27 protein-coding genes and 1 tRNA gene are annotated in these 25017 nt (G+C 36.8%); 21 read left to right on the top strand and 7 right to left on the bottom strand.

Annotated features, from left to right (window positions below; all coding sequences use genetic code 11):
* On the bottom strand, positions 1-848 hold an 848-nt coding region (locus H6F47_RS19335; RefSeq protein WP_190650550.1), incomplete at its 3' end, for an RNA-guided endonuclease TnpB family protein.
* Positions 849-1325: 477 nt separating this feature from the next.
* Here H6F47_RS19335 and H6F47_RS19330 point away from each other — a divergent pair.
* The 13 genes from H6F47_RS19330 (at position 1326) to H6F47_RS19270 (ending at position 12616) form a co-directional block, all read left to right on the top strand.
* A complete protein-coding gene (locus tag H6F47_RS19330) occupies positions 1326-1994 on the top strand; it encodes a pentapeptide repeat-containing protein (RefSeq protein ID WP_190650553.1) in 669 nt (222 codons plus the stop codon).
* A gap of 314 nt (positions 1995-2308) precedes the next feature.
* Positions 2309-3133: an SDR family oxidoreductase gene (locus tag H6F47_RS19325; protein WP_190650548.1), complete on the top strand. Its 825-nt coding sequence runs from the start codon at positions 2309-2311 to the stop codon at positions 3131-3133.
* Positions 3134-3163: 30 nt separating this feature from the next.
* Complete coding sequence (locus tag H6F47_RS19320) at positions 3164-4084, top strand: alpha/beta hydrolase (protein ID WP_190650551.1); 921 nt, start codon at positions 3164-3166, stop codon at positions 4082-4084.
* A gap of 156 nt (positions 4085-4240) precedes the next feature.
* Positions 4241-4804: a Uma2 family endonuclease gene (locus H6F47_RS19315; RefSeq protein WP_190650546.1), complete on the top strand. Its 564-nt coding sequence runs from the start codon at positions 4241-4243 to the stop codon at positions 4802-4804.
* A 61-nt stretch (positions 4805-4865) separates the two neighbouring features.
* Complete coding sequence (locus tag H6F47_RS19310; protein ID WP_190650544.1) at positions 4866-5429, top strand: Uma2 family endonuclease; 564 nt, start codon at positions 4866-4868, stop codon at positions 5427-5429.
* A gap of 90 nt (positions 5430-5519) precedes the next feature.
* Positions 5520-6776 carry an AAA family ATPase gene (locus H6F47_RS19305; RefSeq protein ID WP_190650542.1) on the top strand — a complete coding sequence of 419 codons (1257 nt, stop codon included), beginning with the start codon at positions 5520-5522 and terminating at the stop codon, positions 6774-6776.
* Positions 6773-7456, top strand: coding sequence for a retron system putative HNH endonuclease (locus H6F47_RS19300; RefSeq protein WP_190650540.1), 684 nt, complete (start codon positions 6773-6775; stop codon positions 7454-7456). Before H6F47_RS19305 ends, H6F47_RS19300 begins: the two co-directional genes overlap by 4 nt.
* A gap of 150 nt (positions 7457-7606) precedes the next feature.
* Positions 7607-7909, top strand: coding sequence for a hypothetical protein (locus H6F47_RS19295; protein ID WP_242027444.1), 303 nt, complete (start codon positions 7607-7609; stop codon positions 7907-7909).
* A gap of 84 nt (positions 7910-7993) precedes the next feature.
* Positions 7994-8323 (top strand): DUF433 domain-containing protein, encoded by a 330-nt coding sequence (locus H6F47_RS19290; protein WP_190348653.1) that lies wholly within the window; start codon positions 7994-7996, stop codon positions 8321-8323.
* Positions 8320-8670, top strand: coding sequence for a DUF5615 family PIN-like protein (locus H6F47_RS19285; RefSeq protein WP_272109839.1), 351 nt, complete (start codon positions 8320-8322; stop codon positions 8668-8670). The genes H6F47_RS19290 and H6F47_RS19285 overlap by 4 nt, the downstream gene beginning before the upstream one ends.
* A gap of 84 nt (positions 8671-8754) precedes the next feature.
* Positions 8755-10074, top strand: coding sequence for an FADH(2)-oxidizing methylenetetrahydrofolate--tRNA-(uracil(54)-C(5))-methyltransferase TrmFO (trmFO, locus tag H6F47_RS19280; protein WP_137669483.1), 1320 nt, complete (start codon positions 8755-8757; stop codon positions 10072-10074).
* 655 nt (positions 10075-10729) lie between these two features.
* Positions 10730-11911 carry a M20 family metallopeptidase gene (locus H6F47_RS19275; protein WP_190348652.1) on the top strand — a complete coding sequence of 394 codons (1182 nt, stop codon included), beginning with the start codon at positions 10730-10732 and terminating at the stop codon, positions 11909-11911.
* A gap of 390 nt (positions 11912-12301) precedes the next feature.
* A complete protein-coding gene (locus tag H6F47_RS19270; protein WP_096565937.1) occupies positions 12302-12616 on the top strand; it encodes a chromosome segregation ATPase in 315 nt (104 codons plus the stop codon).
* 69 nt (positions 12617-12685) lie between these two features.
* Here the strand turns inward: H6F47_RS19270 and H6F47_RS19265 are convergent, their stop codons facing one another.
* Positions 12686-13744, bottom strand: a complete 1059-nt coding sequence (locus H6F47_RS19265; RefSeq protein ID WP_137668873.1) for a hemerythrin domain-containing protein — start codon at positions 13742-13744, stop codon at positions 12686-12688.
* A 521-nt stretch (positions 13745-14265) separates the two neighbouring features.
* Between H6F47_RS19265 and H6F47_RS19260 the strand changes: the two genes are divergently transcribed.
* From H6F47_RS19260 to H6F47_RS28075, 5 genes are all read left to right on the top strand, one after another.
* Positions 14266-14808: a DUF2231 domain-containing protein gene (locus H6F47_RS19260; protein WP_096565934.1), complete on the top strand. Its 543-nt coding sequence runs from the start codon at positions 14266-14268 to the stop codon at positions 14806-14808.
* A gap of 117 nt (positions 14809-14925) precedes the next feature.
* Entirely contained in the window at positions 14926-15621 is a 696-nt protein-coding gene (gene fabG / locus H6F47_RS19255; protein WP_096565932.1) for a 3-oxoacyl-ACP reductase FabG, read from the top strand.
* A 291-nt stretch (positions 15622-15912) separates the two neighbouring features.
* Positions 15913-16230, top strand: a complete 318-nt coding sequence (locus tag H6F47_RS19250) for a hypothetical protein (RefSeq protein WP_096565930.1) — start codon at positions 15913-15915, stop codon at positions 16228-16230.
* Entirely contained in the window at positions 16227-16595 is a 369-nt protein-coding gene (locus H6F47_RS19245; protein WP_137668872.1) for an aspartyl protease, read from the top strand. The genes H6F47_RS19250 and H6F47_RS19245 overlap by 4 nt, the downstream gene beginning before the upstream one ends.
* Before the next feature lie 374 nt (positions 16596-16969).
* Positions 16970-17071, top strand: coding sequence for an Rpn family recombination-promoting nuclease/putative transposase (locus H6F47_RS28075; RefSeq protein ID WP_242027443.1), 102 nt, complete (start codon positions 16970-16972; stop codon positions 17069-17071).
* Positions 17072-17380: 309 nt separating this feature from the next.
* Here the strand turns inward: H6F47_RS28075 and speY are convergent, their stop codons facing one another.
* Positions 17381-18529 carry a deoxyhypusine synthase gene (gene speY, locus H6F47_RS19235; RefSeq protein WP_137668871.1) on the bottom strand — a complete coding sequence of 383 codons (1149 nt, stop codon included), beginning with the start codon at positions 18527-18529 and terminating at the stop codon, positions 17381-17383.
* A gap of 214 nt (positions 18530-18743) precedes the next feature.
* Here speY and H6F47_RS19230 point away from each other — a divergent pair, with 214 nt between their 5' ends.
* A complete protein-coding gene (locus H6F47_RS19230) occupies positions 18744-19103 on the top strand; it encodes a DUF433 domain-containing protein (protein ID WP_190650538.1) in 360 nt (119 codons plus the stop codon).
* A gap of 371 nt (positions 19104-19474) precedes the next feature.
* Here H6F47_RS19230 and H6F47_RS19225 read toward each other — a convergent pair.
* From H6F47_RS19225 to H6F47_RS19210, 4 genes are all read right to left on the bottom strand, one after another.
* Positions 19475-19547, bottom strand: a tRNA-Phe gene (locus H6F47_RS19225).
* Positions 19548-19700: 153 nt separating this feature from the next.
* Entirely contained in the window at positions 19701-20495 is a 795-nt protein-coding gene (locus H6F47_RS19220) for a metal ABC transporter permease (RefSeq protein WP_236104149.1), read from the bottom strand.
* 272 nt (positions 20496-20767) lie between these two features.
* Positions 20768-21574: a metal ABC transporter ATP-binding protein gene (locus tag H6F47_RS19215; RefSeq protein ID WP_137668091.1), complete on the bottom strand. Its 807-nt coding sequence runs from the start codon at positions 21572-21574 to the stop codon at positions 20768-20770.
* Positions 21575-21634: 60 nt separating this feature from the next.
* A complete protein-coding gene (locus H6F47_RS19210) occupies positions 21635-22651 on the bottom strand; it encodes a metal ABC transporter substrate-binding protein (RefSeq protein WP_137668090.1) in 1017 nt (338 codons plus the stop codon).
* Positions 22652-22972: 321 nt separating this feature from the next.
* Between H6F47_RS19210 and H6F47_RS19205 the strand changes: the two genes are divergently transcribed.
* Positions 22973-24535 (top strand): iron uptake porin, encoded by a 1563-nt coding sequence (locus H6F47_RS19205; RefSeq protein ID WP_190650536.1) that lies wholly within the window; start codon positions 22973-22975, stop codon positions 24533-24535.
* A 222-nt stretch (positions 24536-24757) separates the two neighbouring features.
* The coding region (locus tag H6F47_RS28070) for a hypothetical protein (RefSeq protein ID WP_242027442.1) at positions 24758-25017 on the top strand (260 nt) is incomplete at its 3' end.

The raw sequence follows: 25017 nt of genomic DNA, 5'->3' as shown, positions 1-25017 counted from the left end.
TCAGCTATTGCTTGAGCTAATTTATGATTTGACAACATCCCTGAAACATTTAAATCTTCTACTACTATCTTGGCGTGGTTTTTGCATAAGTAAGTAGTAAGTTTATGAAGAGTGTCTTTTCGCAGGTTTGCTATTCTTGCATGATGTCTAGCTAGTTTAATTTTAGCTTTGTGTTTATTATTTGAACATGAAGCCTTTCTGCAATAGACTTTGGATAATCTTTGCAGTTTAGCTAAATTCTGTTGATAGTGTTTAGGGTTAGGGAAAGTAACACCAGTGCTTAGTGTAGCTAGTTCCTTTACTCCCAAATCAACACCAACAATAGTATAGTTTTTAATAGTTGGTTGACATTCTTGTTCATAAGAAAAGGCTATATACCAACTATCGGCAGTTCTAGAAATAGTAATGCTTTTGCAAGTAGTATGAGGTAATCCTTCATAAGTTTTTACCCATCCAATTGTTGGTAGTTTTATTGATATACCACCTACAGGAATTGGTTTACCACCTGCATCAATTGTAAAACTATCATTTTTCCCTTTCTTTTTGAAGTTAGGATATTTAGACCTTCCTTGAAAGAATCTCTGAAAAGCTTCACCTAAACTGTCAAAAGCGTATTGAGTGATTTTCTGGCAAATACCCTTTTCTTTAATCCATGCCAATTCAGGTTTTACATGATTATTAAAAAATTTTTTGAGGATGTATTTGTTTGGCTTTAATCCATCTTTGTACAAATAAGCCCAAGTCGCTAAACCCCAATTATAGGTAAACCTTGCTATACCAGCGTGTTTAGCCATTAATATTTCTTGAGTTTTATTTAACTTGAGTTTTGTTTTGATGGATAAAAGCATTTGCTGATGTCAACACTATACTTTATTATTTAATTCTGACACATTTTGCCTAATTTTTTAGTCAACTTATTCCATGTATACGTCAAATACTTGTAGTTTTGTATGTACTTGTATAGGTTTGTCTAGTAAATTGTCAACTTAGGACAAGCTCTTCCAGTCCCCAGTCCCCAGTCCTGACAGGGGTAGGTTTTTAATATTATCTGTGAAGGCAGGACCAGGAAGACAAGGAGGGAAAGTAGACAAGGAAGATTTTCTCCGCACAATAGTCTTTTTGTTACCAAGATAATATGATTTTGTACTGTTTTCCTCCCTTGTCCACTGTCCTTCCTTGTCCCCCAAGTCTTGCCCTCACGACAATGTAAAATACCTACCCTTGTGAGAGTCCCCAGTCCCCAGTCCCCAATCACCTGTACCTAAGACAACGACATCACGCATAATTAATGTAATTATTATTTAGGTTTTCACCTGCACATCATGATGAGCGAACTGGAGCGGTATTATAGAGCTTTAGATTTAGAGCCTGGAGCAACACTAGAAGAGATTAACCAGGCTTACAAAGATTTAGTGTTTGTTTGGCATCCTGATCGCTTACCTAAAGATAACCACCGCTTACAGCAAAAAGCCCAAGACAAGATTAAAGCCTTGAATGAGGCTCGTGAAAAATTACGTTCCCTAAAAGATCAACCTCAAACTGCAAATTATTCTAGACCTACTCAACCGAAACAACCATCTTCGAGTTATTATCAACCCACACAAACAAATTACCAACCACCAAATCAAAATCCTGACTTGAGCGGGAAAGATTTTAGTCGCGCTAATTTGAGTAATAAAGACTTATCTGGCAGAAATTTGAGTTATGCCAATTTAAGCGGTTCTAATCTCAGTGATACTTTTATGCACAAAGTTAATCTTAGAGGTGCGGATTTGTCGGAAGCCAATTTATTTAGAGCTAACTTGTTGTTAGCAGATTTGAGAGAAGCAAATTTACGCTCGGCTAATTTGATTGGTGCGGATCTAAGTGGTGCTGACTTGCGGGGTGCTGACTTGACAGGTGCAAGGATTCGTTCAGGCGATCGCTTGCTGGTGAAATTAATCGGTGCTAACTTAACTGGGGCTATTATGCCTGATGGCGCAATTCATCGCTGAAATACCCTGAGTTAATGACAAAAGATGAAGAACTAAGTTAACCTTCCTGCAATATGGGAAACTTAGTAATATTCCTGATGCCATGAATTTATGAAAAAGAGTATCTTACGTTACAGAAATTTTCAAATGTTCTGATTGAAGCTACTTGAGGGGGTTGATATTTTGTCTCAAAAGGTATTTAGGTTTTGCTGTTTAAATTTTCAGGAAAAAGTTAATGAAAAATTAGCGACAGTTATTACTTAGAAACTCTTGTAATTAGCGATTTTGGCAAATTGAATTGGACAAGTAATTTAATTTTTCGTATTTAGATAGTCATGAATATAGCAATAATTGGATGTGGTTATGTTGGTTGTGCAGTTGCTCAATATTGGCAGCAAAATAAAAATTTTATTATCACCGCAACCACAACAAGTCCTGAAAGAGTCCCTGGACTACAAACAGTAGCTCAAAAAGTAGTAGTCACTAAAGGCAATGACTATGAATCTCTCAATTCTGTCTTAAAAAATCAAGATGTCGTCTTGTTAAGCGTAGGCGCAAAAAGTGGAACTACCTATGAAGAAACTTATTTGGAAACTGCAAAAACTGTAGTTTCTATCCTCAAGCATTCTCCCAATATTCACCACTTGATATATACAAGTAGTTATTCTATTTATGGTGATAGAAATGGTGTTTGGGTAGATGAAGAAACACCACCAGCACCCCCTAATTTTAATGCTCAAATTCTCCGCAAAACTGAAGATGTGTTACTATCAGCAGAAAATGAAAGTCTGCGGGTTTGTATTTTGCGGTTAGGGGGAATTTATGGACAGGGTAGAGAACTGGTGAAAATATTTGGTAGGGTTGCTGGTACAACTCGTCCCGGTAAAGGTGAAGAAATCACAAATTGGGTGCATTTAGATGATATTGTTAGGGCTATAGAATTTGCTCGTCTACACCGCTTACAAGGTATTTATAATTTGGTCGATGATAGCCATCTCACCAGTCGAGAATTAATTGATAATGTCCTGACAAAACATAATTTACCGAATGTGATTTGGGATGCAACAAACAAGAGTAACCATCAATATAATACCTGGGTGTCTAATCAAAAACTAAAAGATGCAGGATACGAGTTTATTCATCCCCACATCATTTTTTAGCAACTATTGAATTTGATAATTATGCCGCCAATGTTAGCTAATTCTTCTACCATTTCCGCATCTCCTACCCAGTTTTACAATTGGGTAAATTATCGTTGTGCTTATGAAGTACATCAACCGATAAATTCTGAAGTTTCAGGTGTGCCGTTATTATTAATCCATCCTATTGGTGTAGGATTATCAAGGCAGTTTTGGCAGCGTTTTTGCTGTGAATGGTATAATACAAATCATGGCAATATTATTTACCAACCGGATTTATTAGGATGTGGTGAAAGTGATACACCCAGGAAAGCTTATACACCAATTGATTGGGCAAAACAATTACAGCATTTTTTACAAAATATCGTCCAAAAACCTGTAATTTTACTAGTGCAGGGTGCTTTATTTCCAGTAGCAATTGAATTAGTCAAATTAGAACCTAATTTAATTACTGGACTGGTACTTTCTGGACCAACATCTTGGAGTATAATTACCAAAAATGCACCTCAATGGCGACAAAAATTGCTGTGGTCTATTTTTGATTCACCCATAGGTAATGCGTTTTTTCGTTATGCACGTACTCGCAAATTTTTAGTTTCTTTTTCCACAGAAAGATTGTTTGCATCAGGTGATGCTGTTGATGAGGAATGGTTAAATACTTTAATAGCAGATGCTCAAAATATGGGTGGACGCTATGCTGTATTTTCTTTTTTGGCGAGATTTTGGCAACGGGATTATAGTCATGATATTGCAGCTATGCAAAAACCGACATTAGTAGTTTTTGGAGAGCAAGCATCAGCTATTAGTAAAGAAGGGAAAACAGATACAGCAGAAGCTAATTTAGCTAGTTATCTTTCTTGTTTACCCCAAGGAAGGGGAATAAAAATTAAGGGGAGAAATGTTTTACCCTATGAATCAACGGCTGATTTTGTGGCTGCAATATCGCCATTTATTCAAGGATTAAGTAGTTGATATTCATGCTGCAATAAATAAATAATATATTCTTGAGTCCACGCAGGTGGACTTTGTTTTTATAGGAGTGAATTATATTCACCTTTATCTTTATGTTTACTAAAATTCATCAGCAAGTCTATAATATAATTATTGAACACCACCACAGGAGTCCGTATGACCCAGATATATGAGGGAGTACGCTGGACAAGCTCAGACCTTGAACTATTGCCAGATAACGGCAACCGTTATGAGATAATTAATGGAGAATTATTTGTGACAAGATCGCCACATTGGAAACATCAAAAAGCTGGCAACAATGTTTGTACAGAACTCACACTTTGGTCTAGAGAAATCGGTTTAGGAGAAGCTGCTACTGCTCCCGGTATTATTTTTACTGATGCTGATAATGTCATTCCTGATGTGGTTTGGGCAAGTAATGAAAGGTTAGCAACTTTATTAGATGATGATGGACATTTAACAGGTGCGCCAGAATTAGTCATTGAAGTGCTTTCTGCTGGTGTGGAAAATGAACGCCGAGATAAAGAAGTGAAATTAAAACTTTATGCTTCTAGAGGTGTGCAGGAATATTGGATAATGAATTGGCGATTACAACAAATAGAAGTTTATCGCAGAGAAAGGGCAATGTTAGTATTAGTAGAAACTCTGTTTGCTAATGATGATTTAATATCGCCTTTATTGCCTGGTTTTAGTTGTGTGGTAGGTAGTTTATTTAAGTAGAAAAATTCTTAAATTTAAAATTGAAGATTGAAAGACAAATATTTTCTAGAAATTAACTAAAATGGTACACGCAATACAAAAAACTCTCACATTGGAAGAGTTTCTGCAACTACCAGAAACGAAACCAGCTAGTGAGTATATTGAAGGTCAAATTATTCAGAAACCGATGCCACAGGGAAAACATAGTATACTTCAAGGTGAACTTGTACCTGCGATTAATGTTGTCGTCAAACCTCAAAAAATCGCTCGTGCATTTCCTGAATTACGTTGTACCTTTGGTGGACGTTCAATAGTACCAGATATTGCGGTTTTTGTTTGGGATAGAATTCCCCGTGACGAAAATGGAGAAGTTGCTAATACATTTCTCACCTATCCAGATTGGACAATTGAAATTTTATCACCTGATCAAAATCAGACCAAGGTAACTAAAAATATTTTGCATTGTTTAAAATATGGTACTCAAATGGGTTGGTTAATTGATCCAGGTGAAAGGACTATTTTTGTTTATCATGCAAATCAGCAAATTGAAGTATTTGATGAATTAGATATGTTAATTCCTGTACCGTCTTTTGCTAGTGATTTACAATTGACGGTTGGTGAGTTGTTTGGGTGGTTGTTAGAGTGAAAATAAATAAATATTCTTTACTGGGTTAATGAGTAGTTTACCAAGATGCTGTAAAATATAATCAACCTTTGCTAACTTTGCTATAAAATTATGAGAGTTAAGCAGCTAAAAATGCAATCCTTTCGGGGAATTGGTGATTTAACAATAGATTTTGATGAAAAAGAACCAACCGTATTTATTGGGATTAATGGTGTAGGTAAATCAAGTATTCTTGATTGTTTAGCGATTTTATTATCGCGCTTTTCTAGTGCGATTCAACACTCGACTGGTTCAGGAAGATCATTTACAGAGGAAGACATAAAAAATGAAAAAAATGAAACGCATAATGAGATAATAACTAATTTTGAATCTCAAAAATTTACTTGGTCTTTAACTAAGGTTAAAAAAGGACGCATTAAAGATACAAGTAGCAATTTATCCGAAATAAACAAGATTGTTGAAAATATTAAATATCAATTATCTTCCTCCGAACAATATAACCTTCCTGTTATCATTTATTATTCAACTAATCGTGCAGTTCTTGATATTCCTTTAAAAATCAAAAAACAACATTCATTTACGCAAATAGATACTTATGAAAATGCTCTGGCTGGTACAGGGAGCGAGTTTAGAATTTTCTTTGAATGGTTTAGAAAACAAGAAGATTTAGAAAATGAATTACGGCTAGAAAATAATCCTAATTATCGAGATAAACAGTTAGAAGCTGTTAGACAAGCTATATCTTCATTAATTCCTAATTTTACTAAATTGCGTGTACGTCGTTCTCCTTTGAGAATGACATTACAAAAAGATAGTGAAGAATTAATAGTTAATCAATTATCAGATGGGGAAAAATGCTTATTAGCAATGGTAGGAGATTTAGCGAGAAGATTAGCTATTGCTAACCCTGGGTTAGAAAATCCACTTGATGGTTATGGAGTAGTTTTAATTGATGAAATTGAACTACATTTACATCCCAAATGGCAAAGAAAAATTATTCCAGCTTTAACTAGAACATTTCCCCATTGTCAGTTTATAGTTACTACTCATTCACCGCAAGTAATTGGAGAAATTAAACCTCAAGGAATTTATATCTTAGAAAAAACAAATGATGGTATAATTGCCAAGCGTCCAGAAAGTTCCTATGGTAGAGATAGTAATCAAATTTTAGAAGACTTAATGGATGTTCCTGACCGCAAACAAGAAATTAAAGATCGTTTTCTAGAGTTGTTCAAGTTAATTGATAATGGTAATATTGCTGAAGCTAGACAATTAAAACAAAGTCTTGAACAAGATATTGGATATAATGATCCAGAATTTGCCAGTGCAGATGTCCTGATTAGAAGAAGAGAGATTTTGGGTAGATGAAATATATTAAAAAGAATCTAGAACCATCAAGTTTTTCCAAGTGGAAAGCTCAAGAAAACGATGATTGGAAACCTAGTTGGAATAACTTTCAGAAACCTGAAAAAATTGATGTCCACAATGAATTATTAAAAGAACAAGGATATATATGTTGCTATTGTGGAGTTCGTATTACAATAGAAGTTAGTCATATTGAACATTTTAAACCCCGTACAACATATCCAAATTTAGCACTAGAATACTCTAATTTTTTAGCTTCTTGTCCAGGAGAAGGTGACGAACCAGACTGGAAAAATCCTCAAAAAATACCTCCTGCACAAAAACACTGTGGACCAAAGAAAGGGTATTGGTATGATGAAAATTTGACACTTTCTCCCTTGTTAGAAAACTGTGCTGAATACTTTAGGTATACAGGTTTTGGAGAAATTATAGCTAGTGATAATGATACAATGATGGATGCGGCAAAGGCAACAATTGATAATCTAGGACTGAATCAACCTATATTACAAACTTCACGACGTAAGGAAATTCAAAAGATATTACCACTGATTGATGGATGTTCTAGCGAAGAAATTCAATTGCTAATTAAAGGATATCAAGAATTTGATTCTAATGGACAATTAACTCCATTTTGTGCTGCAATTATTTACATTCTGAAGAGTTACTTTGATGAAACAGGTTAAAAGATGAAAATTATTCCTAATTTTTCAATTGTTGGTGAATGAGTGATCCAGTGATGTACAATGTTAATGCTGAGGCAGAGCCTCACTTTTGCATTCCCAGTCTGAGACTGGGAACAAGGAAACGATGAAAAATTAAAATTCAGATTTCCTTTGTACCAAAGAAAAGGTAGTCCACCAACATGGGATGATGTACCAGAGGAATTTCAAGCGGAAATAGCAGCTTTAGATAAATTAGATGATAATACTCTCTGGCAAATTTTCCATAGTCATAAAACCGCAGCAGATATGGAAGAATATAATACATTACTAGAAAAAAATTCTAGCAGTGCATTAACGGAAAACGAAAGATTAAATTTAATATCCCTCAGACAAGAAGCTGATCTTTTTATGTTCCGTAAAGCCCAAGCCGCAGTTTTACTTCGTTGGCGTGGATATAGTCTACCACATCCTTAAATTATTGTGTCTACTTATATTCCTGAAAGTTTAAAAAAACAAATCATATTATGATTATAAATAGCTAGACCAGCGAGTAAATTTATGTCAGTTATAGCAGCTAAAACTTACGTAGAGTATCGGAACGATGGATATTGGGTGGAAGGAACACGGATTTCTCTAGATTCGATTGTCTATGCTTTCCGAAAAGGCTTATCACCTGAAAGTATCGTTCAATCTTTTCCTCTGCTAACGCTAGAACAGGTTTATGGAGGAATCACGTTTTATCTAGCTAACCGCGCTGAGATTGATACTTACTTGGCAGATGAGGAAGCGGCTTTTGATGCTATGCCTCAACCATTACAAACCAGTGATCCTATTTTATATGACAAACTCAAGGCAGCGAAAACAGCAAGAGAGCAGATGAAATTGTGAATATTCGCTATCAAGCTGATGCTGATTTAAATCAGTCTATTGTAACGGGAGTTCTGCGACGAGAACCCAGCATTGATTTTCAAACTGCCTTTGTTGCTGGCTTAGAAGGTGTAAAAGATTCAGAAGTATTGGAAATGGCTGCACAGCAGGGGCGTATCCTTGTCAGCCATGATCGTAAAACAATGCCATCAGAGTTTGCACAGTTTATTACCAAGAAGCAAAGTACAGGCGTTATCATTGTTTCTCGTAAGTTACCGCTTGAAGTCATTATTGAGGAACTATTGCTAATTTGGGCAGTATCCAGTGCAGAAGAGTGGCTTAATCGGATTGCAAAACTACCCCTTTGAGGTAAGCTAAAAATGCTCATATAGCCTGGTTTTCAACAATTTTCAAATATATTTAACTAAACCAAGTAATTACAAAAAACAACTATGACACAACAACCCATACAAGTAATAGGCGGTGGACTTGCAGGAACAGAAGCAGCATGGCAAATAGCCCAAGCCGGCGTTCCTGTCATCCTTCATGAAATGCGCCCCAAACGCTTCAGTCCTGCCCATCATACCGAAAATTTAGCCGAGTTGGTATGTAGTAACTCCTTCGGTGCAATGGCAAGCGATCGCGCTGCGGGTTTATTACACGAAGAACTCCGTCAACTCGGTTCTATTATCATCTCTAAAGCTGATGAACACGCTGTTCCTGCTGGTGGTGCTTTAGCAGTTGATAGGGGAGTATTTGGAGAAGACTTAACCCAAACTTTAGCAAATCATCCTTTAATTGATTTCCGCAGAGGTGAAGTTAAAGAAATTCCTGAAGGTATTGTAGTATTAGCTTCTGGACCTTTAACCAGCCCCGATTTATCCGCAGATTTACAGCGTTTTACGGGGATGGAATATCTTAATTTCTTTGATGCTGCAAGTCCAATTGTTTTAGGTGATTCTATTAATAAAGAGATCGCTTTTATGGCTTCCCGGTATGACAAAGGTGAAGCAGCTTATCTTAATTGTCCCATGAATAAAGAGCAGTATTTACAATTTTGGGAAGAACTACGTCAAGCAGAACAAACAGAATTAAAGGACTTTGAAAGAGAAACAGCGAAATTTTTTGAAGCTTGTTTACCAATAGAAGAAATGGCACAAAGAGGGGAAGATACTATGCGATATGGTCCCCTTAAACCAGTGGGTTTAACTGATAGTAGAACCGGAGATCGTAACTATGCGGTGGTGCAGTTGCGTCAAGAAGATAAAGCCGGTCAACTGTGGAATATGGTGGGTTTTCAAACTAACTTACGTTGGGGTGAACAAAAACGAGTTTTTAGAATGATTCCCGGTTTAGAAAATGCCGAGTTTGTCAGATTGGGAGTTATGCACCGCAACACTTTTCTAAATGCACCCCAATTAATGTTACCCACTTTGCAATTTAAAGCACGTCATACTTTATTAGCAGCAGGACAATTAATAGGAACAGAAGGTTATACTGCTGCATCTGCTGGTGGTTGGTTAGCGGGAACAAATGCAGCGAGAATAGCTTTAGGAAAAGAACCTTTAATATTACCAAATACTACCATGATGGGGTCTTTGTTTGAGTTTATCAGTTCTGCTGCACCTAAGCATTTTCAACCCATGCCACCTAATTTTGGTATTGTACCAGATTTGGGTGTGAAAATAAAAAGTAAACCCGAAAAATATGGACGTTATCGAGATAGATCCTTAGCAGATTTAGCAAGTTGGAAAACTGCAAACTTAGGATAAATTAAGATCCTCGATTTTTTTTGATATTGTCAATTAATGATATATTAATCATAGAAGTCGGGGTTCTAAGTTGATTATTTAAATCTATACTTGTAATAATCAGGATATTGGAAATGAGAAAAGGTAAGTTAACAACTTGGAAATTGCTATCGGATATTTAGCTTACAATCTGAATAAGTTAAAGAAGTATAAGCACTTCCAATTATTATAATTATAAAATTAGATGGACAGTATCTAGCTATCGTGTTATTGATTGAATAGGAACACAATAATAGTCAAGCAACAATATAAGACTCCTATTTGATTATTGAAAAAAACTCCGTACACCAAAATTCTCTAAAAGCCTTTTGCATGAGTGCCTGGTTGGTGAGCGAAGTCGAACTATTGCCTCTTGCCTGCCTACACAGATAAATTCAGAAATCAAACCGGATGACTATATATAGCGTTTCCCAGTCTCATGAGGTGAGGTACACCCTAATTTATTTACTGTTAGCAATTCCCAATTCCCAATTCCCAATTCCCAATTCCCTTTAAGGCGGGGAGCGTCAAACCCTTAACTCTGCACAGCTTCTTAAATATCTTGTCAGATGGAAGCATTTTCCTAGTTGACACTTATCTATGATAAGAACAAAGATTGTAAATTACATTCAATTAAATGCTAACCCGGATCAAAGAGATAGCAAATAACCTTGCACCTCGCTTAGTAGAAATTCGTCGTCATATCCACTCACACCCAGAACTCAGCGGCCAAGAATATCAAACTGCTGCGTTTGTGGCTGGTGTTTTGTCTTCTAGTGGGTTGCACGTGGTAGAAGGGGTGGGTAAAACTGGTGTGATCGGCGAATTACACAGCACTCACCATGATGATAGGGTGTTGGCAATTCGCACTGATATGGATGCTTTGCCCATCCAAGAGCGTAGCGGTTTGGAATATGCTTCACGAACAGAAGGAGTGATGCACGCTTGTGGACATGATGTACATACTACGGTAGGTTTAGGTACAGCAATGGTAATGTCCCAAATAGCTGATGAGTTGGGTGGTAAAATCAGGTTTTTATTTCAACCAGCGGAAGAAATTGCCCAAGGTGCAAATTGGATGGTAGAAGATGGAGCAATGAATAATGTTGCTGCTATTTTAGGTGTTCATGTTTTTCCTTCTATTCCTGCTGGTTCTGTGGGTATTCGTTATGGGGCATTAACAGCGGCAGCAGACGATTTAGAAATTATGATTTTGGGTGAATCTGGACATGGGGCGCGTCCTCATGAAGCTGTGGACGCGATTTGGATTGCTTCACAGGTAATTACCGCATTGCAACAAGCTATTAGCCGTACTCAAAATCCTTTGCGTCCTGTGGTGTTGAGTATTGGTAAGATTAATGGCGGTAGAGCGGCGAATGTGATTGCGGATAAAGTACAGTTATTGGGTACAGTGCGATCGCTCCATCCTGAAACTCGCGCTCAGTTACCAAATTGGATCGAAAATATAGTTGCTAATGTTTGTAATTCTTATGATGCAAAATATCAAGTTAATTATCGTCAAGGTGTACCCAGTGTACAAAATGATTATGCTTTGACACAATTATTGCAGTCATCAGCAGAAGAAGCTTGGAGTAGCGATCGCGTGCAAGTTTTACCCGAACCTTCCCTGGGTGCGGAAGATTTTTCTGTTTATTTGGATCACGCCCCTGGTTCGATGTTTCGTTTAGGTGTAGGCTATAAAGATAGAATCATCAATCATCCTTTACATCATCCTCAATTTGAAGTTGATGAATCTGCAATTATTACTGGAGTGGTGACATTAGCTTATGCAGCTTATAAATATTGGAAGTCTAAATAAATTACAGCGATAGCGATTATTTTTTAGATGTTAATTTACTGCATATCTCCCCATCTGGGGAGTAGTTTTTTATGAATATTTGTCATGAATAAATCTCATGAATAAATCTCATGAATAAATCTCATGAATAAATCTATTGCTACAGGTGAAGTTAGAGAAAATTCCTGCTATACTATTTTAATTACTCTTGTTCCGGTGTAGTTCGCAAATTTTTTGATGAATTAACCGCAAAGTACGCAAAGTACGCAAAGGAAGAAAAGGAGTAATCTGTTAGAGATTTTAGCAAGAAGGGAGTAGTAGTAAGTTAAAAAATCTGGTTTTGGCTACTATTCATTAACTCAAGTTCTAAGATAGCTCAGAGCTTTCAATTTTCACATCAACTTCATCACTATGCCACCAATAGAATCTTTAGAATCTTCATCGTCTCAACCTATTAGTAATAACTGGTACTTGTTGAATGTTCGTTCTAAAAAACGGCAATCATTTTTAAAATTTTTGAATCTGGCAATAGCGCAAAATAACCTACAAGAATTATTTGTAGATATAAAAGTTCCCGAAGATACAGTATATGAAGATATTGTTTTACTGAATTTAAGTAATTTTAAAACAGCCTATTCTTTTTTAAAGGAAGTTGAGTTTTTCCAGAATATAGAACGCAAACCTTTACAGTCTGCACAAGTGAATCGAATGTTAGGAATAAGATGAATTAGTACAGAATTGAGGAGTAGGGGTTTAGCATTGCTAAACCCTTACAATATGAAGCAGTAAGCAACTCTAGACAGCGGCTTCTGTTCTAGTTTCTCCGCCCATTCTTTCTTGAATTCTGCTCTTAGCGGCTTTGAATTGTCTAGCTAATTCCTCACTTTCTCTGCTACTCATGTTATTACGAATAGCTGCAAACATTGTGCTTTCTTCTTGACGAATATGATCGCCAATTTGATCCCAAATTTGTCTGAGTCTGTCTTTAAATTGTGGTGTAGCAGGGCTAATACCTCTTAATTCTTCAAACCAAGGACCCCAGCGAGCTTGTTCATCATATAATTCTTGGGTGTTAGCTTCACCATAAAAAGGACGAACTCGCGGATAAACTACTTCTTCTTCCGCACCTGCATGGGCGCTCAAATCTTTATAAATTTGTCCAAAATATTCTTGAATTTTTTGCGGATCATTGCTTTGCATTAATTCTGTAAACAAGATATTTACCTTATTGTGATCCATACGTAAAACATCTTGGATATTCATATCTTGCTTATCAGAAGTTTGGGTGACAGCACTACCCACAGCACCACTAATAGCGGCGATCGCATCTTGAACTCTTGCCCAAATTCCTTGATCTGCATCTTGTCCTGTTAGTTCCCGCACTCCTAAAATTTCCAAACTTCCTTTCAGTTGTTCTTGATGTGCGCGGTTTTCAAAATTGATAGTATTTAAAGGTCCAATTGCTGCCATCACATCAGCACCAACTTTCTGGGCAGCTTTATGAATTGTAATTCCATTCATTACTTGTTGATGCTTCAATAACTCATGTTGAAATACTTTTTCAAAGAAACTTAATTCATTACCTTGCATTAATTTGCGAACTTTTGCCACCATTTCTTGTACTGTAGATTCTGCATTTTTTTGAATGCCATATTGAACTACTACAGTATCAAGAATACCTTGATTTTTCCGGTCATCATCTAGCATTTTGCGGAGATTATTAGCAATTTCACCATCACTACATTCTCTTAAAAATCTTTCTTCATTATCAATAATTAACTGTTGCAGTAATTTCATATCTGCCAATTTTACTGCAATAGCATTTCGTTTTGTATCATCTAAAGTGGCTACCATGTTGAGTTCTCCTAGCTAAAGTAATCGCAAGTAATCGTATTTATTACCAATCCCAGGTTCGCATAATCACTAGATATTTTCCATCTTTCTTTTGAACGATTACATTCTTAACTCTGGATAGAAAAACAGGATATATACCAGGAGTCAGGAGTCAGATGTAGGGGCAAACCCCCTGTGGTTGCCCTCTTTGTTTTAGCCAGAGTTTCATAATCAATTGCTATTATAAACCCTTTGAATGTTGTGATTAAAACAGAAATAAACACCACAAATATCTGTTAATTATGTCTGCTTCTACTGTAAGTTATATAATTATAGATTTTTTATTCCATCCCTAGATAGATAAATTTTTATGCTCAATTTTCTAGATTTGCTCAAAGATAGTTAATTAGTAAATTATAGTAAATTATAGTAAATTATAAAAATTATAATAAATTAAGTGATTACGTGATTATGTCAGAAAATCCAGGTTGGGGAGAAAATGTTGAGAAAATTCCTACTGCTGAATAATAGGAGATGAAAAGATGGCAACTACAGAACCAAATTCTACACCATTTCCCAATTTACCACCAATTATTGAAAGCGATGATCGAGAATATTTAGATAGTGGTGTACCCAGCACAGTATCCATAGCGGGACATCCTTTACATCCTTTGAGTATAATTTTTCCCATAGCTTTTTTAGCCGCAGCTTTAGGTAGTGATTTTGGTTATTGGTTAACGCGAGATTATTTTTGGGCTAGGGCTTCAGTGTGGTTAATTGGATTAGGTTTAGTTACTGGTATTATCGCTTCAGTTATTGGCATGAGTGACTTTTTACAAATAGAAAGAGTCCGCAAACGTGCCGCAGGTTGGGCGCATTTAATTCTGAATATTTCTATCCTGATTTTCACAACTTTGAATTTTATTATTCGTTGGGGTGATGCGGAATCAAATTTACTACCTTGGGGTTTATTACTATCATTAATTGTGGGAACTTTAACCAGCATTACCGGGTGGTTTGGTGCTGAACTTTCCTATCGTCATAAAATTGGTGTCGTGGGTGCGGGTAGTAAAATATATCCATAGTCATGGAATTTGAGATTTTGGATTTTAGATTTTGGATTTTAGATTTTAGATTTTGGATTGGTATAAATCAGCAATTGCGTTATCTTAATTCATGAAGGTTAAAAAAGTGCATCTTTCATGAAAGGAAAACAAGTTTTACTTACAGGTGGTACTGGTGGACTAGGTTTAGGTGTCACACCCGCAGTTTTAGCCCAAGGTGCTGATGTTACTATTCCTTATCGTAGTCTTAAAGATGTGGAAAGACTCAAAGGAATTTTATCACCAGCGGATATTGCCAGAATTAAATTTATTCCGGCTAATTTACAAGATGAAGCATCTGTAAAACAAGTCATTAATAGCATGATGCGAGTAGATGTTTTAATTCATTTGGTGGGTGGTTTTTCAATGGGAAAAACTCATGAATACAGCTTTGATAGTTGGAAGCATGAATTTGAATTAAATCTCAATACTACTTTTTTGACTTGTAAATATAGCCTGAAAAGAATGTTAGAAAATGGCTATGGGCGCATTGTAACTGTGGGTTCTCGTGCTAGTGTAGAACCTGCGGGACAATTAGCGGCCTATTCTGCGGCTAAAGCTGGTGTGATAGCATTAACTAAGGCCATAGCCGATGAAACAAAAGGAACTAACATCACTGCAAATACTGTCCTTCCCAGTGTCATTGATACCCCCACCAACCGGGAAGCGATGGGTGCAGAAAACGCGGATAAATGGGTAAAACCGGAGTCTATTGCTGAGGTAATTTGTTTTTTAGCTTCGGAAGCTGCTAAGGATGTACGTGGTGCTGCTATTCCTGTTTATGGGAATGTTTGATAATTGAATTGTAGATTTCATTTTATTTGATAAATGCTCATTCAGATTAATAACTGGATGGGTATTTTTTTATGGTTAAGAAAATTGTCATAATCAGGATTTCCAGGATTTAAGGATTAACAGGATTACAACTAGGATTTTATGATCAATTACCCATTACCAGCTTCAATTAAATGACCATAAATTTAGGTGAAAATGTCTATTTATTAAATTGCTATTGTCTAAAAAAAGATTGGTTATTTTACACTAATATGTTAAAATCTAGAATAAACTTTAATCAGGTAATCAACGATGACACAATCTACACCCGAAAGAGTTGTACGGCGTGGTCGAGTATTTCCCGAAATTCAATGGACAGAAGAAAGAAAAGCTCAAGAAAAAGCTAGAAGACAGGCTTTTTATGAACGTTGTTGGGTAATTTTTGAGCGTTTAAAACCAGAGATATTAGATAAATACTATGGTTGGTACATAGCCATTGAACCTGATAGCGGCGATTATTTTATTGATCAAGATAAAGAAGTAGCCAGTAACATGGCCAGAGAAAAATATCCTCATGTCATTCATCATATTTTTGGCATTAATGAAACAGGAGTTAGTGGCAGAATATGATTGAGGGGAGATTTGGAGAAAATGGACAAGTTTATTTTGAAATTGATTTAATTGGTGGGGATGATCTCAGTTTTCCTGTAGAAACAATTTTGGATACAGGATTTACTGAGTTTTTAGCTATGAATAAACAAGATATAGAAAGTCTTGATTGGACTTTTTTAAATCAAGATAAGTTAAGAACGGCTCAAGGAGAAACTGATTTTGATGTTTATTTGGGTAGGGTAATAATAGATAGTCAAGAGTTTGAAGTTCCTGTATTTGCTGGAGATGAGATACAGGAAATTTTATTAGGTTCTCGATGGCTGAAGTTGTTTGTTTTAGTCGCTAATTATGCTGAAGATAGGGTAAGTTTTGAATTGATTTAATTAAACTAAAAAATCACCTTCCCATTTTCCAGCAGTTTCATCAAAAAACAGCAGGATATCTTAATTCTTCAGGTGTTGGTATTTTTTATTAATAGGGAAAAATATTTTTTTATTTTTTCAATTACCTTCTGTACAGAAATATATAGATTCTACTATTAGTTAACCCAAGTATATATAAAAAATATCACGCGACATTATTATTAGGTTGCCCCTTCGTCAGTGCGCTGCACCTTCGTGTGCAGCACTCCATAAAAACCATAAAAAACCATAATAGTTTAGGTATTTGAAACCGATGATAATGATAATGTTTGCGATAAAATATTGAGAATTTCATTAAAATCCATATTTTTGGTAAATGCAATCAGTTGAATATTTTGCGAAATTATCTTTTAGAATTAGTAGAAAGAATGCTAGTTTACAAGTTCTCATCCTATAGCCGTCAGGAGTTAGAAGCAATGTTTGGATTAACAGAATGACAAAAAACTCGATTTTATCAAGAAGTCAAAGAAGAAACAGAGTTAGAAACTAAATTAAAAACCATTCCTAGACTGTTAAATGAGGGGCTAAATGTAGAACAAATTGCGCGTATACTTGAGTTAGATATCGAAGTGGTGCAAACAGAAATCGCAAAGCAAAATAGTAAATAGACATTGGATGAACAAATGTAGGGGCAATAGTCAAAGTTCACTAAAGTAAACTATAGATTGATAGGTATTTTTAGTCATCTTTAGATGACTTTTGCTATGAGACTGGGAATGCATTCCCAGTCGGATCATGGGTTTTACCTAACGCTTCACCGGCGTACCGCAGGGATAAGTCGCTACTTCCTCCCCACCTTCCTTAACAACTGGTTTATCCTTCGCTGCTAAATAATCTTTTTGCAAAGTATCTAACAACTCTCCCCGTCTATCATACAACCGCTTTAAAGGACGAGGTTCGCACTGATTTAACACATAAGCTGTTACCAAAGGCAGCGCAATGGTACTATCGGTATAACAAACTATTGTACTCGGTAACTCATCCGGGTCAATTTTACCCCAACTCACTGCTTCTGCTGGAGTCGCACCCGATAAACCGCCTGTATCTGGACGTGCATCGGTAAACTGCACAAAGAAATCATGTCCTCTTTCTTCTAATCCTAAAACCTCGTGAATTTGCGGTTGGGTTTGTAACAAAAAGTTCTTAGGACTGCCACCACCGAGAATTACAGCCGCGCTTTTACCGTCTGTTTCCCGTGCAGCATAGGCGATCGCCGCAGTTTCATTCACGTCAATAGCTGGATCTAACACCAACTTAGAACCCTCTAACGCCAAAGCTGCCACATTCATCCCTATAGAACTATCACCAGGAGAAGAAGTATAAATCGGTACGCCATATTCATAAGCTGTAGCTAACAAACAGGAATGTTGTACACCTAATTGTTTTTCTACTTCCCGCACATATTTACCCAGCAAATAATGAAATTCAGCCGTTCCCATCCGCTTTTGAAAAGGTTCAGCTTGCAAAATTTTACGGATAAAAGCGTCGGTTTCTAATAAAACATCATAGCCAAAAATAATGTCATAAATACGGATTGTTCCCTCTTCCCGTAGTTTGACATCATCTAAAAACGGACTACCCGCAAACAATTCAAAACCTAAACCATAGTGCATATCATGGTAAAGATTTGCACCAGTGCTGATCATCCAGTCAATGCAACCATGACGAATTAAAGGCGCTAAGGCGGAAACTCCAAAACCTGCTGGTGTCAAAGCACCGGAAAGACTCACCCCCACAGTGACACCAGGTTGAAAGATATCCTGAGTTAGCAGTTGACAAGCTTCTCGTAACCGGGCAGAGTTGTAAGCGGTGAAGTAATTGTTAATTAAATCAACCACACTAATGTCGGCTGACATGGGTATGGGTGCAATTTTTTTACCTGGTTTTTTTGACATTTTTGAGAAATCCTGAAGAGTAAATACACTGAATGTCATGTTATCGCATTCAAATCTAAGGAAGTTGCTAAAATTTTATGTAGCGATATAAATTAGAGTCCATTTTCAAGAGAATACTTCAGGAATCATTCTTTGTATTTCTATGGGAGTAAATCCAAAGGTATATCTCAACCAATATTTGCTATCATTAAACATAACTAACTTGTTATTAATTATGGCACAAGCGTTAGTGAATCTATCTGAAGGAATTACATCTCAACCCCCACCATTGGAATTTACCACTGATGGCGTGATTAGGATAGGCAAAACTCGTGTAACACTAGATACGGTAATTGCTGTTTTTAAACAAGGAACAACAGCAGAGGAAATTGCTTACTGTTATCCATCCCTTAAACTTGCTAATATCTATGCTACCATTGCCTTCTACCTCAATCATCAACAAGAAGTGGAAGTGTATCTACAGCAAAGACAGCAACAAGCACAGGAAATTCGTAAAATAAATGAGGCAAGATTTGATTCCCAAGGGTTGCGTGATAGATTGTTGGCACGGAAAGCAGAACGGGAAGTATGTTGAAACTGCTTGCTGACGAAAATTTTGATAATACTATTGTGAGGGGATAAACTATATATCTATATGATTATAGATTTTATTTTTGTCAAAAAAATAGCCTAGATTTTCAAACCATTTAGGCAAAATCTAGGCAAGGATTAATTAGGGGTTGCTGAGAAAGTCTTTCCGTGAGGGCATAGGAGTCAGGAGTCAGGAGTCAGGAGGAGATTTGAAAATTTCTTTGCCATCTCTTGAAATCCCCAAAAATGCACACTTTTTCCGGTATACCCTTCAAAACCCTTGCACTAATTTCTGTGTTTATCAGCCTCTAACCTTTGATACATCAAGGTTTTAGGTTTATTCAGCAAACCCTAATTATTAATTTTGAAATTATATGCCAGGAACCAGACTTGAACTGGTGACACGAGGATTTTCAGTCCTCTGCTCTACCGACTGAGCTATCCCGGCGCGGGCTTTTTTTATGTTCGCCACGATTACTAAATGTAGCAGAGGAAAAAGGATTAGTCAAGGGGTTTCTCAAAAAAAATTTTATTTATTTTTGATAGCAACCGCCAAGATGAGAAAACCGATATATAAAAAGACTTTCACCCCCATCACTTGTCAGCTGTTCCCTATTACCTGCTTCCCGAACTTCACCCCAGCAAAAACAAAGACGAACACCAGGAACTGCACTAGAACGATACTCGGACCAGAGGCCAGGTTAAACACTCCAGAAACCATCATTCCAGCGATGCTACTACAAGAACCAACTATCACCGATAGAATGAGAAAGCGGCTAAAATGGTGACTGATAAGTTTGGCTGTAGCAGCGGGAATGACTAAAAAAGCATTTACTAATAAAACCCCAACAGCTTTAATTGCCACCGCCACGGCTAAAGATAGTAAAATAACAAACCCATAGCGATATAATTGAACAGGAACGCCCTGGACTTGGGCAACATCAGGGTTAAGGGTTAACAAAATTTGCGATCGCAAAGTTGACAATAAAAAAATGCTGCTACCCAACAGCACCAGCAACGTCAAAATTAAATCCGTCCTATCAATAGCCAGAATATCGCCAAATAATACCGCCATCAAATTACCACGATATCCCTCAATCATGCTGCTGAGGATCACACCAATAGCTAATGACCCGGATAGGACTATACTCAGAACACTATCACTAGCTAAATCTGTTTTGTCAATTAAATAGAGGACAACTACACCAAAAATTAAAGTAAATGGCAACAACATCCAATGAGGATTTGTATTTAGTAACACTCCTAATGCTACCCCTACTAAAGCTGCATGACCAACAGCATGACTAAAAAAAGATAACTGGCGCAAAGTCACAAAGCTACCCAGTAAACCGCCCAGTATTCCCATTAATACAGCACCGATAATGGCACGTTGCATGAAGGGGAATTGTAATAAGTTTACCAATTGAGAAAAATTATTAACACCAAACAAAAACCAGTTGCTTTGAACATAAATCAATAAATTCATATCTTTGATTTGACGATGATTTTAATCTATCCTAAAGATAAGGTGATTGGTGATTGGTGATTGGTGATTGGTGATTGGTGATTGGTGATTGGTGATTGGTGATTGGTGATTGGTGATTGGTGATTGGGGAAAATAAAGTTCAATGTTAAAACTTCTATTCCCTATTCCCTATTCCCTATTATTTAATGATGGTGTTGATAACGACTAAAACCAGGACCATAAGTTGCTAAGAGATTTTGTGGTGAAAGGGCAATTTCTGGATGTCCAGAACACACTAAAGTTTGATTCAGACAGATGACGCGATCGCAATGACGATTTACCATATCAATATCATGGGAAACCTGCAAAACTGTCCAATTTTCCTCCTGTTTTAACTCATTTAGCAAGGCATAAAAATCAGCCGCACCTCGCATATCTACCCCAGCAAAAGCTTCATCCAATACTAGGAATTTTCGCCGAATTACCAAACAATAAGCTAACAATACCCTTTTTAGTTGACCACCACTAAGAGTACCAATAGCTTGATTTCTTAAATGATAAGCATCTGTACGTTGTAAAGCTGCTTTGACTGCGGCTGATTTTTCTTGTTTGTTTTGCCAAAAATTGGATAAAAATAGATGTTTATTTTGACCTTTTACCTTTTCCCTGTCACCTATTCCCAGTTCTACTAACTCACTCACAGAAATAGGAAAACTGCGATCAAAAATAAAGTTTTGTGGCATATATGCCAATTCTTTACGCAAATTTCCTAACCGAGAAATGGGGCGACCAAAAATTTCAATTGTTCCAGAACTACGAGGAATTAAATCTAAAATAGCTTTAACCAAGGTACTTTTACCAGCGCCATTTGGTCCTACTATTGCTGTATCTGTTCCGGGAAATAATGCAAAGGAAACATCCCGTATAGCTAAATAGCTTCCTTGATAGACGGTTAAACCTTCTACTTTTAATATTGGCAATAATGTTTTTGATTCTTGTTCGTCAGTCATTCGATTTTAGATTTTAGATTTTAGATTTTGAATTATCAATTATCAATTATCAATTATCAATTATTTACATCCTGCTGCTAAACTCTGCAAATTATTTCTCATTGCTTGGAAATAATATTGTGGGTTGGTTTCCCCAGTTTCCAAAGAACTAAGAGGATACAAAGTTAATTTCAAATCTTGAGAAAGGCTATTCAGTAATTTATTGTCTACTCCTGGTTCACTAAATAAAGCTTTTACTTGGTACTTTTTCACTGCATTGACGGCTTTTTTTACGTCTGCTGGTGAAAGTTGATCTTCGGGAATTTTCACAACTGCAACTTGTTTGAGGTTGTATCTTTGGGCTAGATAAGGAAAGGCATCATGAAAGGTGATAAAAGTGCAGTTGGGTGTTTTGCTTAAAGTCTGCTGAAATTCATTATTTAATTTTTCTAATTCTTGAATATAAGTGGCAGCATTAGTTTGATAAACTTCTTTATTGGCTGGATCAGCTTTAATTAAACCATCTCTAATATTGATCACTTGCTGTTTGGCAAAAACTGGATCTAACCAAACATGAGGGTTTCCCTCTGCGTGTTCATGTTTGTGATCATGATCGTGATCGTGACTTTTTACTTCCTCTACTGGTGATATGTCATCTACTACTTTAATACCTTTACTAGCATCAATTTCTATTAATTTGGAATTTTCTGCATTTTTGATGGTATTGCTAAGAAATTCTTCCATACCTAAGCCATTTTTTACTAAAATTCTGGCTGTGGCGATCGCCTTCACATCATCCGGTGTGGCCTGATATTCATGCACATCTGTACCTGGTGGAATTAAAATCTCTACATCTGCTACATCTCCAACTACAGCTTTTGTAAACAAATACACGGGTAAAAACGTAGTTACTACTTTAGTTTTTTCTGAGTTTTGTACCTTTTCTACTGGTGACGGTGATGACTGAACCGCATTTTGCGCTGTGTTGTTTTGTGTTTGCTGACAACCAGAGGCAATTAAACAGCAAAATAGAGTAAATATTAGCCCAATAGGCTTTTTATAGACTTTTATCTCTTGTTTTGTAAGATTAACTGTCATTTGCTTTTCCTCTCTTTAGCAGAATTTTTGATTTTAGGTCAATTTTCCATTGAAAATTATACTCATTATACATTAATATAAGAACCATTATCATTTTCACATAATACTGACAACAAAAATTATGCACTATTTACAAGATGCTTTGATTTAAGTAATGTAGATTACATTTTTTTCTGGGAGACCGCTTTAAGATTAATTTTTTTAAGTGCTGAGGGATTTTTGGCTACATAGTTGTAAAAATGACCTTAATTAGCTTTGTTAAAAAACGTAGCAAATAAACTTCTCGGTACAGTTGTGAAATAACAATGGGTGTGTGGAAAAATGGCTAAAAAGTGGAATCATCTTACCAGTCCAGCTATTTGCAGCATTATACTATGTGCAAATACATCTGTTTTCGCAAGTGAACCAGCAGGGAAAACAGAAACTAATTATTCTCAGCAAGAGTTAATATCACAAGTTACTTCAGTATCTCAGTTGTCAGATGTACAACCGGGAGACTGGGCATTTCAAGCGTTACAGTCTTTAGTAGAACGTTATGGTTGTATTGCTGGGTATCCTAATGGTACTTATCGGGGAAATCGCGCATTAACTAGGTATGAATTTGCAGCAGGTTTGAATGCTTGTTTGGATCGGGTGAATGAATTAATTGCTACTGCAACTGCTGATGGAGTCACAAAACAAGACTTAGCAACTATCCAAAAACTGCAAGAAGAATTTTCTGCGGAACTAGCAACCTTACGGGGGCGTGTGGATGCTTTGGAAGCAAAGACTTCTGAGTTAGAAGCAAATCAGTTTTCGACCACTACTAAACTGCAAGGTCAAGTTGTAGCCGTTGTTAGTGATGTTTTATCAGGTGATCAAGTTAACGGAACACCTATTGCAGATAAAAATACTACCCTTGGGGCGCGGACAAGAATTGAATTTGTCAGCAGTTTTACGGGTCAAGATACACTGTTTACCAGAATTGAGAGTAATAATATCGACACTCCTGACTTGCTAACAGGGGAAGGAAATTTGGCTTTTGCAGGTAGTGGTACTACCACTTCTGTACTGGGAACACTATCGTATAGATTCCCTCTAAGTGAGAAAACCCAAGCAATAGCGATCGCCTCCGGTGGTGCAATAGATGACATTACCAGTACAGTGAACATTTTTGACGGTGATGGTGCTTTTGGTGCTTTATCTACCTTTGGTACACGCAACCCAATTTATGGACAAATAGGTGGTTCGGGTTTGGGAGTAACACACCAGTTTAGTAATAGAGTGGGAGTAAGTTTAGGGTATTTAGCAGGTTCAGATGGTTCAGCTAATAACCCTGCCAGTGGAAGTGGTTTGTTTGATGGTCCCTATGGTGCTTTGGCACAGTTGACAGTTAAACCCAGCGATCGCATTACCCTTGGATTAACTTACATCAATTCCTATAACACACCACTAGGTACAGGTAGCAATAACGCCACATCTAACTTTTTTACAGGCAATTCATTTTCCAGTAATTCCTACGGTGTGCAAGCATCCATAGGCATTAGTGATAAATTCGTGTTAGGTGGTTGGGGTGGATATACAAACAGTAATGTGTTAACAGGTGCAAGAGGAGATGTTGACATTTGGAATTATGCTGTCACCCTTGGTTTCCGAGACTTGGGTAAAAAAGGTAACTTAGCTGGTATTATCGTTGGCATGGAGCCAAAAGTTACCAGTACAAGTACCAACTTGACACAATTCAAAGACCAAAACACCTCATATCACATTGAGGCATTTTATCAATATAAACTCAACGACAATATCACTATTACCCCTGGGGTTATTTGGTTAACCGCACCAGACCATAATACTAATAATAATGATGTAGTCATTGGGGCGTTGAGAACTACCTTTAGTTTCTAGGAACAGGGAATAGCGAATAGAGAATAGCGAATAGGGGCAACCACGGGGGGTTTGCCCCTACGTTGTTAAATAAAAAACCAGCCTTCCCACGGGCTGGTCAAAAAAATTTTAAAACGTTGTTCGTGTTGTCTTCTCAGTAGAGTCAAAACCAAATTGCGCGTTCCCAAAATGTAACGGGCAACTTTTCTTAACAAGATTGTAACAGGCAGTACAGATTTTTCTATGAAATTCTCAAAAAATATCTTCCCTCAGTTAAGGAAGTCTTTATATTTACAGGCAGATGAGGAAGATCCGTCAAGGTCTAAAAGTCAGGAAGTTATGACAGGAGTTCAGGAGTCAAAAGGTAAATATTTCTCCCCAGTCACCAGTCACCAGTCCCCAGTCACCAGTCACCAGTCACCAGTCACCAGTCACCAGTCACCAGTCACCAGTCACCAGTCACCAGTCACCAGTCACCAGTCACCAGTCACCAGTCACCAGTC

This window comes from Sphaerospermopsis sp. FACHB-1094 (assembly GCF_014696195.1).
Taxonomy (GTDB): Bacteria; Cyanobacteriota; Cyanobacteriia; order Cyanobacteriales; family Nostocaceae; genus Sphaerospermopsis; species Sphaerospermopsis kisseleviana.
This window is presented reverse-complemented; position numbering and strand designations above follow the sequence as displayed.

Coding starts and splice junctions, on each gene's coding strand:
- H6F47_RS19210 (WP_137668090.1), bottom strand. CDS start 22,651: ATGACAGTTAATCTTACAAAACAAGAGATAAAAGTCTATAAAAAGCCT.
- H6F47_RS19230 (WP_190650538.1), top strand. CDS start 18,744: ATGGCACAAGCGTTAGTGAATCTATCTGAAGGAATTACATCTCAACCC.
- H6F47_RS19215 (WP_137668091.1), bottom strand. CDS start 21,574: ATGACTGACGAACAAGAATCAAAAACATTATTGCCAATATTAAAAGTA.
- H6F47_RS19220 (WP_236104149.1), bottom strand. CDS start 20,495: ATGCAACGTGCCATTATCGGTGCTGTATTAATGGGAATACTGGGCGGT.
- H6F47_RS19305 (WP_190650542.1), top strand. CDS start 5,520: ATGAGAGTTAAGCAGCTAAAAATGCAATCCTTTCGGGGAATTGGTGAT.
- H6F47_RS19260 (WP_096565934.1), top strand. CDS start 14,266: ATGGCAACTACAGAACCAAATTCTACACCATTTCCCAATTTACCACCA.
- H6F47_RS19245 (WP_137668872.1), top strand. CDS start 16,227: ATGATTGAGGGGAGATTTGGAGAAAATGGACAAGTTTATTTTGAAATT.
- fabG (WP_096565932.1), top strand. CDS start 14,926: ATGAAAGGAAAACAAGTTTTACTTACAGGTGGTACTGGTGGACTAGGT.
- H6F47_RS19265 (WP_137668873.1), bottom strand. CDS start 13,744: ATGGTAGCCACTTTAGATGATACAAAACGAAATGCTATTGCAGTAAAA.
- H6F47_RS19270 (WP_096565937.1), top strand. CDS start 12,302: ATGCCACCAATAGAATCTTTAGAATCTTCATCGTCTCAACCTATTAGT.
- H6F47_RS19205 (WP_190650536.1), top strand. CDS start 22,973: ATGGCTAAAAAGTGGAATCATCTTACCAGTCCAGCTATTTGCAGCATT.
- H6F47_RS19325 (WP_190650548.1), top strand. CDS start 2,309: ATGAATATAGCAATAATTGGATGTGGTTATGTTGGTTGTGCAGTTGCT.
- H6F47_RS19290 (WP_190348653.1), top strand. CDS start 7,994: ATGTCAGTTATAGCAGCTAAAACTTACGTAGAGTATCGGAACGATGGA.
- trmFO (WP_137669483.1), top strand. CDS start 8,755: ATGACACAACAACCCATACAAGTAATAGGCGGTGGACTTGCAGGAACA.
- H6F47_RS19250 (WP_096565930.1), top strand. CDS start 15,913: ATGACACAATCTACACCCGAAAGAGTTGTACGGCGTGGTCGAGTATTT.
- H6F47_RS19315 (WP_190650546.1), top strand. CDS start 4,241: ATGACCCAGATATATGAGGGAGTACGCTGGACAAGCTCAGACCTTGAA.
- speY (WP_137668871.1), bottom strand. CDS start 18,529: ATGTCAAAAAAACCAGGTAAAAAAATTGCACCCATACCCATGTCAGCC.
- H6F47_RS19300 (WP_190650540.1), top strand. CDS start 6,773: ATGAAATATATTAAAAAGAATCTAGAACCATCAAGTTTTTCCAAGTGG.
- H6F47_RS19275 (WP_190348652.1), top strand. CDS start 10,730: ATGCTAACCCGGATCAAAGAGATAGCAAATAACCTTGCACCTCGCTTA.
- H6F47_RS19310 (WP_190650544.1), top strand. CDS start 4,866: ATGGTACACGCAATACAAAAAACTCTCACATTGGAAGAGTTTCTGCAA.
- H6F47_RS19330 (WP_190650553.1), top strand. CDS start 1,326: ATGAGCGAACTGGAGCGGTATTATAGAGCTTTAGATTTAGAGCCTGGA.
- H6F47_RS19320 (WP_190650551.1), top strand. CDS start 3,164: ATGTTAGCTAATTCTTCTACCATTTCCGCATCTCCTACCCAGTTTTAC.